Origin of the sequence: Porphyromonas endodontalis ATCC 35406, from assembly GCF_000174815.1 — a bacterium.
GTDB classification, from domain to species: Bacteria; Bacteroidota; Bacteroidia; order Bacteroidales; family Porphyromonadaceae; genus Porphyromonas; species Porphyromonas endodontalis.
Window position 1 is genome coordinate 105,466 of the sequence record NZ_ACNN01000012.1, and the last position, 20,146, is coordinate 125,611.

The following is a 20,146-nucleotide window of genomic DNA, read 5'->3' on the forward strand; positions in this document are numbered from 1 at the left end:
CATCAATGAAACTCCGCTATACCCTACTCCTCATGCTCACGCTTCTGGCGTCGCTCCCCATGGTGGCACAGCAGAAGTCGAAGAAAGTTCAACAACTAGAGCAGCAGCGCAAAGAGGCCATCAAGGCTATCGAAAAGACCGACAAAGAACTCAGCCGCATAAAAAACGATAAGAATAAAAAGCAGCAAGAGGCAGCACTCCTCAAAAAGAAGGTAGCTCAACGACAGGAATTAGTAGTGGCTCTTGATAACGAAATCAAGGAGCTTAGTTCGGATATTGACTCTCTCGCACGTCAGGAGCAAGTGCTACGCACAGAGGAAGAAGAGCGTAAAGCGGCCTACGAACGCTCTGTTCTCGCCCTACAGAAGAGGAAGAGCAGTACAGACAGAATGCTCTTTGTTTTGTCGGCATCTGCCTTCGACGAAGCCATCAGACGCATGAGGTTTGTCTCGCAATATGCCAACGCCCACAAGCGCGCAGCCCAAGAGCTGAAAGAGACGCGTACCGCCCTTGAGCATACTCGCCAAGCCATTGAGGTAAACCGAAAGAGTAAATCGCAACTACTCGTACAGCGTGAGCAAGAGAAGGCTCAGCTCGAGAAGGAGCGCAAGCAGCGCATAGGTGAGGTGACTCAGCTACAGGGACAAGAAAAAGATCTGCAACAGCAACGCAAGCAGCAGCAGCAGCAAGTAGCAGCCCTCAACCGCAAGATTGAGCAACAAATTGCGGCAGAAATAGCCGAGGCAGAGCGCAAAGCTCGCGAAGAAGAGGAGCGACGCAAACGCTTAGCCGAGGGTAAAGACAAGACGACCGCCGGCAAAGAACCCGCCCCGGAAGAGCGCAAAGCAGCCACCAAGGGAGGCTATCCCATGACTGCCGAAGAGCGTCGCCTTGGGGGGAGCTTTGCCCAAAACAAGGGGAATCTACCCGCACCCGTCAATAACAACTACCGCATTATTGGCACCTTTGGCGTGCAACAACACAACGAATTGAGCCGAGTACAAACCAATAACAACGGTATAGACCTAGAGGTACCCCAGGGCACAAGTGCACGCGCCGTCTTCGAGGGGAAGGTCACCAGTGTATTCGTAATTGAAGGGAATAAGGCTGCCATTATTATCCGTCATGGTAATTACCTCACCGTCTACTCCAACATTACAGGCGTAACAGTACGCAAGGGACAACAAGTAAAGGCGCATCAGGTTTTAGGTAAGGTGGCTATTGATAGCTTTAGCAATAAGGCCATACTCAACTTCCAAGTATGGCACGAGCGTAGCAAACAAAACCCCCAAGCATGGATACGATAAAGTTCATTCGCCTGCCCTCGGGAGAGCTATCTTGCGAATCCCCAGAGCTTCTTCCCGAGCAAGTTGTAGCCACCATTGGAGTTTTTGATGGGGTACATGGGGGGCATCGCTTCCTTATAGAGCAACTCAAGCACGAGGCACAACGGCTCCGGCTCCCCTCTGCCGTGATTACCTTCGATACCCCACCGGTTATGGTGGTTCGCCCCGATCATCCCTTTGAGAAACTCAATAGCAATACCGAGCGAGAGCAACTCCTTGCCAAAACAGGAGTAGATTTCCTATTCCTGCTCCCCTTCGATTGGGCATTGGCAGCCCTCTCTGCCGAAGAGTTTTTCCGGCATATCATCACCCGGCAACTTCACGTTCATACTCTCCTCATGGGCTACGACCATCACTTCGGTCGCCCTCCCAAGGCAGGAGATCCACCAACGGACTACAAAAGTCTGGGGGAGAAATGGGGCGTGCGCGTGCTCCCTCAAGAGCCTTTTTTCGACGAAAAGGAGGGGAAGCCCTACAGTTCGAGCCGGATACGCAAGCTCCTACGAGCCGATAATCTCTCTCTTGCCAATCAACTCTTGGGGTATAACTTCCGCATCACAGGGGAGGTAAAAGGAGGCTTAGGCATAGGAAAAACGCTAGGATTCCCCACGGCAAATATCCAACCGGAGGATGCTCATAAGCTAATCCCCCCTCTCGGAGTGTACGCCGTGTGGGCACATTTGGGCGAAGCTCGCTACGGAGGGATGCTCTATATCGGCAATCGCCCCACCATTGCCGACGGGTTGGAACGCACCATTGAGGTAAATCTATTCAATTTCCAAGGTAATCTCTACGACAAAAAGATAGCCGTGGAGCTCATCGCCCATACGCGAGGCGAAGCCCGTTTTTCTTCCTACGAAGAGCTATCACAAGCCCTACGGCAGGATGCAGAGATCACCCAAGGGCTCCTCTCGCTTTAAGCACATCCCTCCTATTCCCTCTCCACAGCCCCCCCAGAGTTACGAGTAGACTCCGACACCCCTCAAGACATCACCCCTGCAGTCCTCCCCATATCCCCCACTAGAATCATGGGGGGGAGGGAGGGAAACACACCCCATCTCTAAACCACCTATCTCCTAGAGATTTATTACTCAGACTCCATACCCTAAAAAGTTACTGCCCTAAAACAAAAAAAACTAGGGCAGAGATACCCTCCATTCTTGAGTGAAAAGAAAAGATTTCTTGGGCTGCAACGAAAAAAAATTCAGCCTCCATTTCTTCCGTTTTTCACGGAGAAAGGAGAGACAAGCACACCTCAAACCGTCCCTCTGCGACGCTACTACACTTGATACAGAAATCTGCAGAATTGTAAAGTTTGCTAGATTTTGTCCATTTTGATTTTCTAAGTTATCTCTGCTGCATAGACATGTGCTGCATATACTTGGTATGACTTAGATATTCTACTATGGCTAATATATTATCGGTAAGGGGATTATCGTTTGGTTATCAGGGTAACCAAGTTCTTCGGGGAGTTGATCTAGAGATTCCTCAAGGATCAATCTTTGGTTATCTTGGAAAAAATGGAGCGGGAAAATCTACTACAATCAAGTTGTTATTAGGTCTTCTCCCAATAGAAGAAGGAGAGATCTTCTTTCGAGGAGTTAGCCTTAGAGAGGCTCCTTTGCTGCTGCGTTCTTACTCCAGTAGCATGATAGAGCATCCTTTTTTTTTATCCGTTTCTTACCGTGTCAGAGAATCTAGACTACCTTGATCATATCTTTAGATTGGGGAAAGGTCGGAAAAAAGAGGTTTTGTCTTTGATGGGGCTTAATGACCATGCCAATAAGAAGGCACAATCTCTATCTTCTGGACTAAAACAGCGACTCGGGTTGGCGATGTGTTTATTCAATCGCCCAGAAATGTTGATCTTAGACGAACCTCTCAACGCACTAGATCCTCAGGGTATATACGAACTAAGATCTATCTTAAAGATATTAAACCAAGAGGAGGGGGTGACCATATTCCTCTCTAGCCATATCTTAGAGGAACTTGAGAAATTGGCTGACCACGTTGCTATCATCCATGGAGGCAAAGTTATTTATCAAGGAGATATCAGCGGATTGGTAAAGAAACAGTCGAATATTGTAAAGTTCAAAATTGATAACACTTCCATTATAACTCAACTAGGCTATGATTCAAAGTTCTCCTTGGTGGAGATTCATGATGCGAATCATGTATCCTTTGAAATTAGAAATGAAAATGAATTTGCTCAATTGATTGCATTAATGAGCCAAGAGAGAATTGCTATATACAATATAACCTATCAAGAATCGGCTCTTGAGACTGCTTTTATCCACCTTACAGAATAGATAATTATGAAGTCCAATATTTCTCTTTCAAACTTTTTGAGTGCAGAGATCTATAAGGTTTTTCACAACAAGCTCGTTGTAATGCTCCTATTATCTCCTCTGATCGTTTATTTATTAGTTCTTCTCTACTTGACCTTCAAAGGGTGGAGTGGACTATTTGACTATGCTCAACCTCGTTATACCGAAAATCCATGGATGCTAATTTGGTCTCGCCATGTGCTCCCCATTTTTTCGTTTATGCTACCTCTATCTGTAACGATATTATCCTATTTGATTTGTGAGATTGAATTTCAAAATGACAATATACGAACGCTTCTTTCATTTCCCATTGTTAGATGGAAGTCGTACTTATCAAAGGTATTTGTGTTACAATTACTGATAATGATTCTTTGTGTTATTGTGTGGGTGTGCTTTGTATTGGGAGGATATCTACTGGGTATTTTGATCCCGGCATATAGATTTGTTGAGTACACCATTTGGTTGCCATCAATGCAGGTTACATCAAGGGTCTTACTAGCTTCATTTTCTGTAGGGGCAATACAATTGCTAATTAGTTTGCTGTCTCGAAATTTTACGTTGCCCATACTTTCATGCATTCTCCTTACAGCTATTGCCCTATTTGTCACAAATGATCCTCTCGGCTCTTACTTGCCATTTGTCACTTATACCTATATCGCTTCTATTCGTCCTATAGAGGAGCTTACGAGATATACAACAAGAGATGTTGTGAATATAATATCATGGGGTGTTGTAACACTGCTTGGTTATATGTGGTTTACCGCCTTTCCTAAGAAAAACTGCAGCCTGTCTTAAGTGTAGATTGACGTGGCTGTGGGGTGGTTTCTCTGCGCTTGCCGCTAAGCTGATTGCTATGCAGATTTCTGCAACCCTTAATCATCTAGGACATAACTAGAGGGCAATTTTCCAAAGGAGAAGCCTCCTCTAGAGCCAAAACTTTTGATTAGTAGGCTTACTGAAATGAAGCTCTACCACTACTTTTGTCACACCGTTGCACTTGATACTGGAATCTGCACCAGCGAATAAGTCCGAGAAAATATACTACGGAAAGGGCATTTTGCGTACCTTTGCCTAGAATATATTTAAGATGCAAGATAAAAGAAAAAGATTATGATTACACCCGTATCTAAGACGATTGACCTTGGTGATGGACGTACGATCAAGGTCGAAACGGGAAAATTGGCCAAACAGGCCGACGGTGCCGTTACCGTAACCATGGGCAATACCGTATTGCTCGCAACTGTTTGTGCAGCTGCTGATGCTGCCCCCGATTGCGACTTTATGCCCTTACAAGTAGACTACAAAGAAAAATATTCTGCTGTGGGTCGCTTCCCGGGTGGGTTCACCCGTCGCGAAGGCAAGGCTTCTGATTACGAAATCCTTACCAGCCGCCTTGTAGACCGTGCACTACGCCCCCTATTCCCTGCTGACTATCACGCAGAAGTATTTGTCAATATAACGTTGTTCTCCGCCGATGGCGTTGATATGCCCGATGCCCTTGCAGGACTCGCAGCTTCGTCTGCTCTTGCCGTGTCGGACATTCCTTTCGAAGGTCCTATCAGCGAAGTTCGTGTAGCTCGCATCAATGGTGAGTTCCTCATCAATCCTACCTATGAGCAAGTAGCAAATGCTGATATTGACATGATGGTGGCAGCTACTATCGACAACATCATGATGGTAGAGGGCGAGATGGACGAAGTACAAGAGGCAGATATGCTGGAGGCTATTAAGGTAGCCCATGAGGCCATCAAGAAGCAGTGCCAAGCCCAGCTTGAGCTATCCGAAGCTGTAGGTAAACTCGTTAAGCGTACCTATTGCCACGAAGAAAACGACGACGCTCTCCGCCAGGACGTACACGATAAGTGCTATGCCAAGGCGTACGCCATTGCCACTAGTGGCACAAGCAAACAGGAGCGTACAGCTTCGTTCGAGGCTCTCATTGAGGAATACAAGGCTCAATTCTCAGAAGAGGATTTGGCCGCTAAGAAGTCTATGATTGCTCGCTACTACCACGATGTAGAAAAGGAAGCAATGCGCCGTGCCATCCTCGATGAGGGGAAACGTCTCGATGGTCGTAAGACAACGGAGATTCGCCCCATCTGGATTGAGACCGACTGCCTACCTATGCCTCACGGCTCGGCTGTCTTCACTCGTGGAGAAACTCAGTCGCTCACGACGGTAACCCTCGGTACCAAAGCCGACGAAAAGTTGGTAGACGATGTACTCTGCCGCTGCAAAGAGCGTTTCCTCCTCCACTACAACTTCCCTCCCTTCTCTACAGGAGAGGCTCGTCCACAACGCGCTACGGGTCGCCGCGAGATCGGTCATGGTAACCTCGCGTTCCGTGCCCTCAAGCGTATGATCCCAGACGAATATCCCTACGTAGTACGTGTAATCAGCGACATTCTCGAGTCCAATGGTTCGTCGTCTATGGCAACGGTTTGTGCCGGCACACTTGCTTTGATGGATGCCGGGGTACAGATCAAAAAGCCTGTTTCGGGTATTGCCATGGGGCTTATCAGTGAAAATAAGGGAACAAATTATGCCGTTCTCTCCGATATCCTCGGGGATGAAGACCACCTCGGTGATATGGACTTTAAGGTAACGGGTACCCGCGATGGTATCACCGCTACCCAAATGGACATCAAGGTAGACGGCTTGAGCTACGAAATCTTGGAGCGTGCTTTGGCACAAGCTCGTGAGGGTCGTATGCACATCCTCGGCAAGATAGAGGAGGCTATGCCTTCCGTTCGTCCCGACCTCAAGCCCCAAGCTCCACGCATTGAGAAGCTCCGTGTACCCAAAGAGTTTATTGGTGCTATTATTGGCCCTGGTGGTAAGATCATCCAAGGAATCCAAGAAAAGAGTGGTGCTGTGGTGAGCATTGAAGAAATCGATGGTGAAGGTCATGTAGAAATCTCCTCTGCCAACAAAGAATCTCTCGATGCAGCTTTGGCTATGGTACGCGGTATTGTGGCTATGCCCGAGGTAGGCGAAGTGTACGACGGTAAAGTTACCTCCGTTATGCCCTACGGCTGCTTCGTTGAGTTCCTCCCCGGTAAGGAAGGTTTGCTCCACATCAGCGAGATTGAGTGGCGTCGCTTCGAAAAGATTGAGGATACCAACCTCCACGAAGGTGACAACATCCGCATCCAGCTCCTAGAGATAGACCCCAAGACGGGCAAGTTTAAGCTATCGCATCGAGTACTCCTCCCCAAACCGGAAGGGTATGTAGAGCCTGAGCGTCGCCCCCGTCGTGAGGATCGTCCTCGCCGCGAAGACCGCCGTCCACGCGAAGATCGCAACGAAAACCATCACGACTAAGGTAATGCAATGAGCTTTTCTCCTCTACTCTTGTCTCTCTAGATTGCTAGAGAATAGTCCGGCAAGAGGGGGAAAATTAGCTCCGCTAAAGATAGAAAGAGAGGGAGGCAGCCGCACTTCCTCTCTTTTTTCTATTACAATAGCACTGCTTCTTTCGCCCCAAAAGAGAAAAATAACAACCTAGAGAACAAACACTTACAGTCCAAAAAGGCAAATGGATAGGAAGAGAAATCACGAAAAAGCAGAGAGAAAAGTATTGCAAGTTACAAATTAAGTAGTACCTTTGCACGGTGATTGGGCGGCAGATAGTGCTGTAAGAGCTCTTACAATGCAGCCCCGAGAGTCACTTTTTAGGGTTGAATCGCTAGCTCAGTAGGTAGAGCACAACACTTTTAATGTTGGGGTCCTGGGTTCGAGCCCCAGGCGGTTCACAAGAGAGAAACTTCAAGGGATTTCCCTTGGAGTTTTTTTGTATCCAAAGAGGAGAATCCCCCTATTACAATGAACTAGGAGAGAGAATATCGCTTCTCTCCCTCCCTCGGAAGTATTAACGGTACCCCTTCCCTCTCTCGGAAGTCTCCCCTAGCGAAGCCCCGAGAGTCACAATAACTTTTGTACTTTTGTATCCGGAAAGAGGCATTCCTACCTCCCCTCTCGGAGAGACGATTGTGGGTGGTAACCGGTGAGCATTGCCTCTTCGGAAGTTGTCATTCTCTGTAAAATACAGCCAGACTCTGATTATGGAACAACAAGACTTGCAGCAACTCAATGCCGAAATAAAGGCTGAGAGCCGCTTTGTAGAAAAGATAATCACAGGTATGGGACAGACCATCGTTGGTCAGGATCATCTTGTGCGCGCCCTCCTTATTGGGCTACTTGCCGATGGGCATATCCTGCTAGAGGGTGTACCCGGGCTTGCCAAAACCCTTGCAATTAAGACGCTAAGCGACCTTATTCGTGCCGATTATAGTCGTATCCAATTTACGCCGGACCTTCTCCCTGCGGACGTAGTGGGCACGATGATGTACAGCCGTAATAAAGAGGAGTTTGTGGTAAAGAAAGGTCCCGTATTTGCCAATTTCGTTTTGGCAGATGAGATCAATCGCGCCCCTGCCAAAGTGCAAAGTGCGCTACTCGAGTCGATGCAAGAGCGTCAAGTAACCATCGGAGATACTACCTACCCTCTTCCTAAGCCATTCCTTGTAATGGCTACCCAAAATCCATTGGAGCAGGAGGGTACTTATCCCCTTCCCGAGGCTCAGGTGGATCGTTTTATGCTCAAAGTACACATTGACTATCCAAGCCGAGAAGAGGAGCAGCGCGTTATTCTCCTCAATATGCAGGGCTCTCTCCCCAAGATCAGCCCCGTAGTGACGACCGACGATATACTCCACGCGCGCGAAGTAGTACGCAAGGTCTATGTAGACGATAAGATACTTCGCTACATCGTAGACCTTGTTTTTGCAACACGTGAACCCGAACAAGTAGGTTTGGCGAACCTCCGTCCTATGATACTTTGTGGGGCTTCTCCAAGAGCCTCCATCAACCTATCTCTCGCAGCTCGCGCCTATGCCTTTATAGATGGCAGAGGCTATGTACTCCCCGAGGATGTACGAGCCGTGGCACACGATGTACTCCGCCACCGCATTGCCCTGAGCTACGAAGCCGAAGCCAACGAACTCTCCAGCGATACCATCGTTACAGAGATTATAAATAAGGTAGTAGTGCCCTAAGAGGCGAGGATAGGCATTATGCCCACAAATAGTACCCAATCACAATTGCTCCAGAGCGATATATTGCAACGTGTGCGCCGTGTGGAAATCAAGGCGCGTGGCTTGTCTCAGGAGCTTTTTGCAGGAGAATACCACTCGGCGTTCCGCGGTCGGGGTATGGCATTTAGTGAGGTACGTGAGTACCAAGTGGGCGATGATATACGCGACATTGACTGGAACGTAACGGCTCGCCTCGGAGATCCCTACATCAAAATCTTCGAAGAGGAACGTGAACTGACCGTGATGCTTGCCATCGACATGTCCGCGAGTCTCAACTTTGGAACGCAAGAGGAGACCAAACGCGAGTTGGTTGCCGAGATTGCCGCCACCCTCGCGTTCTCGGCTATTGAGAACAACGACAAAGTGGGCGTCCTCCTCTTTACCGATACGGTAGAGAAGTATATACCCCCTGGTAAGGGCAAAAAACATATTCTTTACATCATACGCGAGATACTGCTTTTTAGCCCCCAAGGTCGTGGTACCAACCTAGAGATCCCGCTAACGTACCTCAGCCGCATTGTCAAAAAGCGCTCCACTACTTTTATTATTAGTGACTTCATGACCGACGGCAAGGCAGAAAGCTATCGTAATGCCCTGCGTTTTGCTGCACGTAAGCATGATTTAATTGCCATTGTAGTGCGAGATCCCCGAGAAGAGGCACTGCCCAAAATGGGATTGGTACAGTTTGAAGACCCCGAGACCGGAGCTACACGCTGGATTGACACCCATTCGAAAAAAGTGCGTCGTGCCTATGCCGAGGGTTTTTCCATGGCACAAGAGGAACGTAGGAACTCCATGAAACTCTACGGCATAGACTATGCCGAAGTTGCCACCGGAGAGGATTTTGTACGCGCTTTGCTCAAAATATTCTCGCACCGCTAGGCAAGATGAATACGGAGTATCGAGGTTATTGGTTTATGAATAGACACACACAACCTATCTAAGCATCTTTGGGGAGTTGTACTACTGCTCTTTACGCTTCTCCCTCAAGCTCTACATAGCCAAGAAGCGAAGATTACAACAAGCATTGTTCCTGATGAAATACAAATAGGAGAGGTCGCTATTATCGATATTGTAATACGCACAAGTGATCTAGAGAACACCTATTTTATAAACCCCATAGACACGGCTCAACTCCGTGCCGAAGCGCTCTCGTTTGAGATCACAGACACCATCGACGTAGACAATACCACAAAGGAGCTCCATGCTCGTATGGCTGTTACTTCGTTTGACTCAACCCTTGTGGTAATCCCGGCCTTTGGGGTACGGGTAGGAGATCAGGAGTCTTTTGCGAATCCTCTCACCCTCAAAGTCAATCTGCCCAAGGTGGATATGGAGCATCCCGATCAGTTCAACGACATCAAAGGGGTATGGGCACTCCCCTACACTTGGGGCGAAATATTCCTCATGGCTCTACCTTGGTTGCTAGGCCTGCTCGTCTTGATCGGAGGCTTTTTGGGTTACAAATACTACCGCCGCCGCAAAGAAAAACTTGCGCTACGCCCTGCTCCACCGTCGCCCACTCCCTCCCTTTCGGAATTACAACGCTACGAAATGGCTCTCGAGGCCCTCAATGCTCGGCACCTACCGGAGCAGGGATTGCAACGAGAGTACTATACAGAGCTTGATATACTCTCCCGTACATTCGTGCGAACAACCACCGGGATAGATACCCTGGAGATGACCTCACGACAATTGCTCCGAGCGCTCTCCCAAGCCGGATTCCGCTCTCTCGTGGACGAACAAAAGCTTGATGAGCTTACAGAAAGAGTGGATCTCGCAAAGTTTGCTAAGGTAGTCTATCCCCCCAACGAAGCCGAAAGCGATAGTAAACACTGGCTCTGTGTGGCACAAGCCCTCTACCAAGCAACGCAAGAGAAGGTAGGCGCAACGGAGACAGAAAAGAAGGGAGGCAACGCATGACTTTTGTCTATCCGTCTTTCCTTTGGGCACTACTGCTCATCCCTTTACTCACCGCCGCTTACATCCTATTGTTGCAGAGGCGTCACGCGACCCTCGTACTATCGGCTTTTTACAGACTCAAAGCGGGGGGGATCCGCACCCACATCAGGCATCTACCCTTCGTCTTAGAAATGCTTGCTCTAGCGGCTTTGGTTATTGCTCTGGCACGCCCACAAAACACCAATAGTTGGCAAAAAGACAATGTGGAGGGGATTGATATCATGCTCGCCATAGACGCTTCCGGCAGTATGATGGCCATGGATTTGCAGCCCAACCGCTTTGTTGCGGCTGTGGAGGTGGCTCAGAAGTTCATTGGCAATCGTCCCAACGACAATATCGGACTTGTGATGTTTGCCGGAGAGAGTTTCACTCAATGCCCTCTAACTACCGACCATGCAACCCTTCTCAATCGCCTATCCGAGGTAGAGATCGGTTACCTCGAAGATGGTACCGCCATAGGGCTGGGGATTGCCACGGCATGCAACAGACTCAAAGAGAGCCATGCCAAGAGCAAAATAATTGTACTCCTCACCGATGGTACCAACAATGCAGGTAGCATTGCCCCATCTATGGCAGCCTCTTTGGCAGAAAGCCTAGGGATACGCATCTACACAGTGGCTGTCGGCACTCGTGGCGAGGCTCCCTACCCCCACGCAACCGCCTTTGGTACCGTTATTGACAACGTAAAAGTGGAGATTGACGAAGCCTCCCTCAAAGAGATTGCCCAGACTACGGGCGGCTCCTACTTCCGCGCTACCGACAACGAAAGTCTCAATCAGATCTACGACGAAATTGACTCTCTGGAGAAAAGCAAACTGATGACCCAAAACTTCAAAGCCTACGAGGAGCGTTACTTTGGCTGGGTTGTAGCTGCCCTCCTCTTTCTCCTCTTGTCCTTTGTACTTCGCTGTACTTATCTCCGTACTAATCCCTAGTCGCCCCAAGTATTATCGCTATGTACTTTGTCCAACCCGAGTACTTCTATTTACTCTTTGTACTGATACCCCTTGTCTTGCTGGCACAATGGGGCTACCGCTCGCGACGAAGGTCTCAGCGTCAATTTGCCCAAGTATCCCTACTCAAAGCCCTCAAGCCCGAGGCATCTACCCTGCGCCGTATTGTTCGCAACGGGCTTATGCTTCTATCCATAGCCTGCCTCGTAGCTGCACTGGCACGCCCTCAATTGCAAGAACGCAAGGAAAATCCGGGAGAAGCCAAAGGCATAGAAGCCATGATTGCTCTGGACATCTCCAACTCCATGCTAGCGGAGGATCTTTCGCCCAATCGACTACAATTTGCCAAACTAACCATCCATCGACTCCTCGACTACCTGGCCGAGAGCAAAGTGGGAGTCGTGGTATTTGCCGGCAATGCTTATATGCAGCTCCCCATCACTACTGACCTAGCTATGGCAAAAAAGATGGTCGACGATGCCAATCCCGACATGTTATCAAACCAAGGAACCGCCATTGCTTCTGCCATAGATCTCTCGCTAGGCTCCTTCTCAGACCGCCACGATGTGGGCAAAGCCATCATCCTATTTACCGATGGCGAAAACCACGAGGGCGATGCTCTAGAGGCGGCAAAAAAAGCCAAGAGCCAAGGCGTAAAGGTATATACCATTGCCGTTGGTAGCGAAGAGGGTGCCCCCATTCCTCAAGACAATGGCTACCTAATGGACGAAGAAGGAAAGATGGTACTCTCGAAGAGTAATCCCCAAATGTGCAAAGAGATAGCACAAGCCGGCGATGGAGGGATGCTCGTAGGGAAAAGTGTCTCCTCGCTCTCCTCCAAGATATACGATGAGCTAAAAAAGCTCCCACAAGCCGTAGTAAATACTGCTACAGAGACCAAACACGAGCTATTCGGATGGTTTGTTTTTGCGGCATTGCTGCTCCTTGTGGCTATGGAATGCATCCAGCTGCGCAAAAACAGATTCCTTGCTAGACTTAGACTCTTTGATCGAACATGAAAAAGTTGTTCCGTATTATCTATATAGCTGCCCTACTAGTGCTTGCCCTCCCGGCTGAGGGGCAGCAGAAGGTTCGTTCGGCCGTCCGCAAGGGGCATAGTGCTCTCAAAAAAGAGGAGTATGCCGCTGCCGAGACTGCCTATCGCAAGGCATTAGCCCAAGACTCCACCCTTGCCATTGGTCACTATTCTCTCGGCAATGCCCTCTACAAACAGGGCAAGTACAAAGAGGCTCTTGAGGAGTATGGTCGTATCCAGCCGGAGCATCTAGAGGATGTGAATCAAGCGGCACAGCTTTTCCACAACATCGGCAACGCCCAGCTCCAGCAGAAGAAATTTGCCGAGGCAGCCGAGAGTTTCAAGCAATCTCTGCGCCTCAATCCTACGGATGATGAGACGCGTTACAACCTAGCTCTAGCTCTCAAGCAGATTCCCCCCGAGGACAAAAACAAGGGAGGAGGCGCGCAAAATCAACCTCAACCCCAGCCTCAAGAGCAAAATCCCCAGCCCCCAAAAGACCAGAAAAAGGAGGAAGGAAAGCCTGAGCAACCACAAAAGAATGAAAAAATAGACCCCAAAACGGCAGAAAAGATTCTCGATGCATACCAGCAAGACGAAGACGAGAGCAGGAAACGCTATGAGGCAAGACGCCAACAGGGGCAACAGCAACGCCAAGACAAGAATAAGAAAAGATGGTAACCCCACTTCGCCCCATACGTACCAAGCTATTGTGCTTTTGGCTCTCGCTCATTGCGCTTTTGAGTTGGGTGCCACAGAGTGCTTTAGCTCAAACGACCTTTCGAGCAGAAGCTCCCAGTGCCGTCTCTCTGTCGGAAAAAATCCGTGTGCAATTCGTTCTCCGCAATGGAGATGGAACCGACTTTACAGCTCCCGAAGTAGAGGGAGCTTCGGTACTATTCCCCCCCAACAACGCCGTATCTAGAGCCAACATCAACGGAAAGATAAGCGTTACCTACACCGGTACCTATCTTGCAGAGCGCACCGGCACCGTCCGTATAGGGAAAGCCTCCATCAAGGTGAAAGGCAAAACCTACTACACACAGCCCCTCAATATCCGCATCTTATCCGATGAGAAAAACGGAGGGAAAAGCCAAAGCCAAGTATCGAAAGCTACGGATATGTTCATCCGTGCCACTCCCTCTAAGACCTCGGCTTACGAGCAAGAGGCGATACTTATTACCTACAAACTCTATACACGCAACGCGAATATCGACTTCGAGAATGTCAAATTCCCCGAATACGACGGCTTCATAGAACAACCTATCGAGCGCAGTCGCAACGTACAACTCTCCCTAGAGCAGGTCAACGGCAAGAACTATTATAGTGCCGTCTTGCACCAAACCCTCATCTTCCCACAGCGCAGTGGTTCGCTCAATATCCCCCAAGGGGAGTTCGATCTCATAGCTGCGGTGGAGCAAAAAATAGACAATGAGGACGACTACTTTGGCATCTCCTCCATCAGTCAGGTACGCAAGAAAATACTCAGTCCTGCCATTCCCCTCAACATACGAGAGCTACCTCAGCCTGCCCCCGAGGGCTTCGACGGAGCTGTGGGCAACTTCTCCATCAAAGTGGAAGTACCCAATCGCAACGAAATCAAGACCAACGAACAGATGACCGTGAGGCTCACCATATCGGGGCGCGGGAACCTAAAACTAATCACGTCGCCCACGATACAATGGCCCGATAGCTTCGAAGCCTTCGACCCCAAGAGCGAAGCAAACCTACAAGCTACAACCGACGGAGTGGTAGGTACTCGCACGATAGATTACTATGCCGTGCCTCGCAATGTTGGGGATTTCACCCTGCCTGCCATCCGACTTGTCTACTTCGACCCTCAAACCAGCAAGTACGAAACCATAGCCACCTCCCCTATCACACTCAAAGTAGCAAAGGGAGAAAGCACGGGGCTGTACGACCAAAATAGCCATACCGATGTGGAGCTTCTCAGCAACGACATTGCTCGGCTCAAAAACCTAAAGGAGGGTGACTCGGGGAGCATCCTACGCTTTATCGGTAGTGTGTGGTACCTTGCGTTCTATTTGCTTATCGCCCTGCTCTCGATACTCTTTGCTTGGGGGTACCGCCGTTACTTAGTAAAACAAAAAGATGTCGTGGGCAAGAGACTTCGCGGAGCTGCCAAAGTGGCACAGAAACATCTTGCCAAAGCCCAAACATTGCTGACTGGGGGGTCGGACGCGGACTTCTATCAAGCGATCCTAGCAGCACTCCAAGGTTACATTGCAGATAAGTTACTCTTGGATCAAAGTCAACTCAGCCGGCAACAGATTGCCGCTAAGCTAGAGGCGGCACAATACCCACAAGCGACCATCAACTCGCTATTGGAAACGCTCTCGCAGGCCGAGTTTGCTCGCTTTGCACCCAACGCCTCCTCTCTACAACGGCAAGAAATACTACACAAAGCTCACGAGGCAATAGAAGCAATAGAAAGCGTTAAATGTACCATCCGATGAAAAGATTTCTCCTCCTCATCTGCCTATTTGTCTCCGCGCTTGCCCATGCACAAAACACCGCCGGCGTAGTCCCCAACGAAGCGGACATAAAGGCGCAATACGACAAAGAGCAATACACCCAAGCGATAGAGGGCTACCGAGAGCTGCTCTTAGCCTCCAAAGCTATTCCATCCGCTGCCCTATACTACAATTTGGGCAACGCCTATTACCGCAATGGGGAGCTGGGCTGGGCTATCCTCTCTTACGAACGCGCGCTCCGACTTGCCCCTAGAGACAAATATGTACGGCACAATTTACAAATTGCCGCGAGCCAAACAACCGACCGCTTGGAGTACTATACCTCCTATTCACAAGGAGTGTGGCACTCTATCTGCTATGCCCTACCGCCCACGGCATGGATGGTGATCTCACTTTTCCTTTTTATCCTCTTGGCTGTTGCCACCCTCGCTTTCATTTTCATGCGAAAGAAGGTGATACGACAGGTAGCATTCTATACAAGTTTGGCAAGTTTGGTACTATTTATTTTTTGTGGATTCGTGACCCGAAGCCTTATACACAACTATCGGGATGGAAGCGAAGCCATCGTCATAGAGGGACAAGTTGCTGCCAAAAGTGCTCCTTCGGGGGCTGCGACTACCCTATTTGTGCTGCACGAGGGAAGTAAAATAAAGCTCGAAGACCTCCCCGAAGAGAACGGACAAGTAGCCATTACACTACCTGATGGGACGCTCGGATGGGTCTCTTCTAAGGCTATACTTGCCATCTATCCCTTCTCTCTAAATCCCTAAAACTCCACTGCCTACTATGCTTGATCAATTGGTCCTCTGGGAGCGTGGGCTTTTTCTTGCCCTCAACAGTCCACATACCCCCTACCTAGATGCGTTCTTTCACCTCATCTCGGCTCGGTGGACATGGACGGCAGTAATCGTTGCCCTCATTGCTTGGCTATTCTACAAACGCCCTGCCAAAGAGGCTCTCTTTTTCATCGGCATTGTAGCACTGATGATCGCCTTTACAGATCAAGAAACCTCTAGTTTCATCAAACCTCTCTGCGCCCGATTACGCCCCACCCATCACCCTTACACAAAGGATCTCGTACTGAATGCGTATGGGAGCCTAGGCGGTGGATTTGGATTCGTCTCGGGTCATGCTGCCAATTTTATGGCTATTGCGCTATTCACTGCTCTCGCCTTTCGCGATCGTTGGTACTCTATTATCGTCTTTTCCCTCGCGGTAATTGTAGTCTATAGTCGCATTTACTTGGGGATGCACTTTATCACCGATGTAGTGCCGGGTAGCCTTATCGGGTTGCTCAACGGATGGATTTTCTTTTTGTTGTACCGCTGGGTACGTGCTAAATGGATGCCACGGCCTCACCCACGCGCTCCCCACGAAGCCTTTCGGGCAACCCTGCCTATTTGGCGAGGGGTACTGGTAGGATACCTCTTTTTCCTGCTCTTCTTCGCCCAAGAGGTAGTCAAGATCCTGCAACAAATCCACTACTACTAATCTTCTCCCCAAAGCCAACTTTGGAGCTCCCCCTTTGTTGGAGCAGTAGTACTTCTGATCACTTCTAGAGAAGCCCCTCACTAGGGCAAATTCCCTTACTAGAGGAGGTGGATTTTGCCGAGGAGACCTACCCCTCGAAAATCCTAGGGCTAAAATAAAAAACTTCCTGCCCAAAATCAAAATATTTTCCACCCAAAAGTTTCACCCAAAATCAGCTGAAAATGCCTCCTCTTTTCAGCTGGTTTCGGATTGGAAATCAAGCAGGCTTTTTTGAGTATCTTTGTGGGAAAGCTAAACGCAAGAGATGAAGAATCAGACCCTCCCAAGCCCCTCGGCCTCCCCATCAGAGACCGCTCAACCGCAAGACAATGTGTTTGAAGCCGGAGCTATCCGCATACGAGGAGCACGTGTACACAACCTAAAAGACATAGACGTAGACATCCCCCGTCACAAGCTTTCTGTTGTTACGGGGCTGAGTGGTAGTGGTAAAAGTTCTCTTGTATTTGACGTACTTCTTGCCGAGGGGCAACGCCGATATATCGATACCTTTTCGGCCTATGCACGTAGCTTTATTGGCTCCTCCAGCCGCCCCGAAGTAGAGAGCATTGATGGACTCAGTCCCGTAGTCTCCATTGAGCAAAAGACGGCATCCAATAACCCTCGCTCCACGGTGGGGACTGTTACCGAGATCTACGATTTTCTCCGTCTTCTCTACGCCCGAGTAGCCACCCCCTATAGCTACATCACAGAGAAGCCCATGCAGAAGTACAGCGAAGCCGAGCTCATCGACTTTGTGATGCAAGATTTTGCCGGCAAAGCGGTGGAGATTCTCGCTCCCGTTGTAAAAGATCGCAAGGGTCATTATCGGGAGTTGTTCGAAGATCTTCGCAAAAAAGGCTTCGTACATGTCTATGCCGATGGCGAACTGATTGAGCTTTACCCCGGGCTAAAACTAGACCGCTACAGCAAGCACTATATTGCCGTACTCATTGATAAATTCGTGGTAAAAGAGGAGGCCCGAGAGCGACTAACCCAAGCCGTTTCACTTGCCCTAAGGCAGGGTGATGGCATGCTCGACATTCGCCAAAGAGGGGAAGAGCAACTGCGACACCTCTCCACCAAACTGATGGATACGGAGAGTGGTATCGCCTATCCCGAGGTAAGCCCTGCCACGTTCTCTTTCAACTCCCCCCAAGGCTGCTGCCCCACCTGCCGAGGGCTGGGGCATGTAAGTAGCGTAGATCACAACAAGATCGTACCGGATCCCAAGTTGAGCATCCTCAAAGGGGGGATAAAACCCCTCACACCGGCAGCCGTTAAATACTATAGCGAAGCACTCAAACGCATCCTGGAACCATACGAACTCGACCTCAACAGCCCCGTAGGAGAGATCCCCGAGGAGGTAATGGATACGCTACTCTACGGCGAGTCGCACGAAGAGAGAGGCGGCAAGAGCGACCGATTTGAGGGCGTAATCGATGCTATCATCATGGAAGCCAACCGTGACGAAGCTACCGAACTGACTCGCCGATGGGCGGAGCAATTCCTCGTAACAGCCCCCTGCCCCCTGTGCCACGGCAAGAGACTCAACACCATTGCTCAGCATTACCGCATTGGCAAGTGGGCCATACACGAGCTATCCAACCTCGACCTCAACGAGTTGCTCGACCTCTTGCCCCAAATCCACGAAGCCATTCCCGAAAAATTACAGCCCGTAGGGCATGAGATACTAAAGGAGATAGAGGTACGCATTCGCTTCCTCCTCGATGTGGGATTATACTACTTGAGCTTAGGCCGTTCTGCCTCCTCCCTCTCGGGCGGAGAGAGCCAGCGCATCCGACTAGCCACCCAAATTGGTACCGGACTGGTAGAGGTACTCTACCTCCTAGACGAGCCGGGCATCGGGCTGCACCCCAGCGACAATCAGCGGCTCATCACCTCCCTAAAGAAACTGCGGGACGGAGAGAATACCGTAGTGGTAGTGGAGCACGATCGTGAGATGATGCTAGCTGCCGATTACTTAATCGATATGGGCCCCGGAGCAGGACGCCTAGGGGGCAACGTCGTATTCTCGGGAGTACCCCAACAACTACCCCACGCCCACTCCTTCACGGCTGACTATCTGAATGGAATAAAACGAATTGAGGTGCCCTCCACACGGCGGAAAGGGAATGGGAAGAGCATCACCCTACAAGGGGCAACGGGCAATAACCTAAAGAATGTAACGGTGCAAATCCCCCTTGGTACCTTTATTTGTGTCACGGGAGTATCGGGTAGCGGCAAGAGTTCGCTCATCAATAGTACCCTCGTGCCCCTACTTTCGAGGCAACTCTACCACTCCAAACGCGAGCCCCTCCCCTATCAATCTATCGAAGGGGTGAAGAATATCGACAAACTGGTAGTAGTAGACCAATCGCCTCTTGGGCGTACCCCTCGTAGCAACCCTGCCACCTATACAGGGCTATTTACCGAGATTCGCAAGATATTTGTGGCCCTACCGGAGAGCAAAGCGCGCGGCTACAAACCGGGGAGATTCTCCTTCAACGTAGCCGGCGGGAGGTGCGAAGCCTGCAAAGGGAACGGCTATCGGACCCTCGAAATGAACTTCTTACCCAACGTGACTATCCCCTGCGAAGTGTGCCATGGCAAGCGTTATACTCGAGAAACGCTGGAGGTACGCTATAGAGGCAAAACCATTGCCGATGTGCTGGAGATGACCATAAACCAAGCCGCCGAATTCTTTGAGAATATTCCCCAATTGCACCGCCGTCTGGAGGTTATGCGCAAGGTGGGGCTAGGGTACATCAAGCTAGGGCAGCCCTCCACAACCCTTTCGGGGGGCGAAAGTCAGCGTGTAAAGCTATCCGAGGAACTCACCAAAAAGGATACCGGCAATACGTTGTATATCCTAGACGAACCGACTACGGGGCTACACTTTGAGGATATTAGGGTACTGCTATCTCTCGTGAATCAACTTGTGGACAAAGGGAATACCGTGCTGATTATTGAGCATGATTTGGATGTAATCAAGAGTGCGGACCATCTGATCGAGATGGGGCCCGAGGGCGGTCGTGGGGGCGGTAGGCTGCTCTTTGCCGGCACTCCCGAAGAGATGGTGACCCGTTACCCCGAGGGTAAGACCTCACCCTTCCTTGCCCCTCTCCTGCAGTAGAGATGCGCCCCTTGTATTTCAATATGATTTTATACCTTTGGCACAAGGGAATTTAATAGTGTATTTCCCGATATGATTTAGTACCAAATTAGTAGTATGGTATTATGAAAAGAATCTGTTTTTCATGTGTTGTCACCCTTTGTACAATGTTGTTTGTTATGAGTTCTTCTTGCTCTAAAGACAACTCGCTTAAACTGCCAGAAGAAAAAATCGAAAGTAGCGAATTGGTACAGAAAGAGTTAATTTACTCGAGTCTTTCTGTTGCCGC

General features: G+C 49.6%; 16 protein-coding genes and 1 tRNA gene. All 17 read left to right on the top strand.

The window, feature by feature from the left end; genetic code table 11:
• Positions 1-5: 5 nt before the first annotated feature.
• Positions 6-1,307 carry a murein hydrolase activator EnvC family protein gene (locus tag POREN0001_RS02875; RefSeq protein WP_004332899.1) on the top strand — a complete coding sequence of 434 codons (1,302 nt, stop codon included), beginning with the start codon at positions 6-8 and terminating at the stop codon, positions 1,305-1,307.
• Entirely contained in the window at positions 1,295-2,266 is a 972-nt protein-coding gene (gene ribF, locus POREN0001_RS02880; protein WP_004332937.1) for a riboflavin biosynthesis protein RibF, read from the top strand. Before POREN0001_RS02875 ends, ribF begins: the two co-directional genes overlap by 13 nt.
• 485 nt (positions 2,267-2,751) lie before the next feature.
• A complete protein-coding gene (locus tag POREN0001_RS09540; RefSeq protein WP_407676175.1) occupies positions 2,752-3,057 on the top strand; it encodes an ATP-binding cassette domain-containing protein in 306 nt (101 codons plus the stop codon).
• Positions 3,032-3,655, top strand: coding sequence for an ATP-binding cassette domain-containing protein (locus tag POREN0001_RS09545; protein WP_004332795.1), 624 nt, complete (start codon positions 3,032-3,034; stop codon positions 3,653-3,655). Before POREN0001_RS09540 ends, POREN0001_RS09545 begins: the two co-directional genes overlap by 26 nt.
• 81 nt (positions 3,656-3,736) lie before the next feature.
• A complete protein-coding gene (locus POREN0001_RS02890; protein WP_233429182.1) occupies positions 3,737-4,468 on the top strand; it encodes an ABC transporter permease in 732 nt (243 codons plus the stop codon).
• Positions 4,469-4,783: 315 nt separating this feature from the next.
• Positions 4,784-6,997, top strand: a complete 2,214-nt coding sequence (gene pnp / locus POREN0001_RS02895) for a polyribonucleotide nucleotidyltransferase (protein ID WP_004332839.1) — start codon at positions 4,784-4,786, stop codon at positions 6,995-6,997.
• Between the two features lie 358 nt (positions 6,998-7,355).
• Positions 7,356-7,428, top strand: a tRNA-Lys gene (locus tag POREN0001_RS02900).
• Positions 7,429-7,737: 309 nt separating this feature from the next.
• Positions 7,738-8,730, top strand: a complete 993-nt coding sequence (locus POREN0001_RS02905) for an AAA family ATPase (protein ID WP_004332781.1) — start codon at positions 7,738-7,740, stop codon at positions 8,728-8,730.
• A gap of 18 nt (positions 8,731-8,748) precedes the next feature.
• Positions 8,749-9,651: a DUF58 domain-containing protein gene (locus POREN0001_RS02910; RefSeq protein ID WP_004332889.1), complete on the top strand. Its 903-nt coding sequence runs from the start codon at positions 8,749-8,751 to the stop codon at positions 9,649-9,651.
• 330 nt (positions 9,652-9,981) lie between these two features.
• Positions 9,982-10,692 (top strand): hypothetical protein, encoded by a 711-nt coding sequence (locus POREN0001_RS02915; RefSeq protein WP_004332917.1) that lies wholly within the window; start codon positions 9,982-9,984, stop codon positions 10,690-10,692.
• Positions 10,689-11,666 carry a vWA domain-containing protein gene (locus POREN0001_RS02920; protein ID WP_004332849.1) on the top strand — a complete coding sequence of 326 codons (978 nt, stop codon included), beginning with the start codon at positions 10,689-10,691 and terminating at the stop codon, positions 11,664-11,666. The genes POREN0001_RS02915 and POREN0001_RS02920 overlap by 4 nt, the downstream gene beginning before the upstream one ends.
• A gap of 20 nt (positions 11,667-11,686) precedes the next feature.
• On the top strand, positions 11,687-12,703 hold the full coding sequence (locus tag POREN0001_RS02925; RefSeq protein WP_004332882.1) for a vWA domain-containing protein: 1,017 nt from the start codon (positions 11,687-11,689) through the stop codon (positions 12,701-12,703).
• A complete protein-coding gene (locus POREN0001_RS02930) occupies positions 12,700-13,401 on the top strand; it encodes a tetratricopeptide repeat protein (protein WP_004332774.1) in 702 nt (233 codons plus the stop codon). The genes POREN0001_RS02925 and POREN0001_RS02930 overlap by 4 nt, the downstream gene beginning before the upstream one ends.
• Positions 13,395-15,197 (top strand): BatD family protein, encoded by a 1,803-nt coding sequence (locus POREN0001_RS02935; protein ID WP_004332834.1) that lies wholly within the window; start codon positions 13,395-13,397, stop codon positions 15,195-15,197. The genes POREN0001_RS02930 and POREN0001_RS02935 overlap by 7 nt, the downstream gene beginning before the upstream one ends.
• A complete protein-coding gene (locus POREN0001_RS02940) occupies positions 15,194-15,985 on the top strand; it encodes a tetratricopeptide repeat protein (RefSeq protein ID WP_040580324.1) in 792 nt (263 codons plus the stop codon). The genes POREN0001_RS02935 and POREN0001_RS02940 overlap by 4 nt, the downstream gene beginning before the upstream one ends.
• 16 nt (positions 15,986-16,001) lie before the next feature.
• Entirely contained in the window at positions 16,002-16,706 is a 705-nt protein-coding gene (locus POREN0001_RS02945) for a phosphatase PAP2 family protein (protein ID WP_004332832.1), read from the top strand.
• Positions 16,707-17,010: 304 nt separating this feature from the next.
• Positions 17,011-19,878 (top strand): excinuclease ABC subunit UvrA, encoded by a 2,868-nt coding sequence (gene uvrA / locus POREN0001_RS02950; protein ID WP_004332738.1) that lies wholly within the window; start codon positions 17,011-17,013, stop codon positions 19,876-19,878.
• Positions 19,879-20,146: the final 268 nt, after the last annotated feature.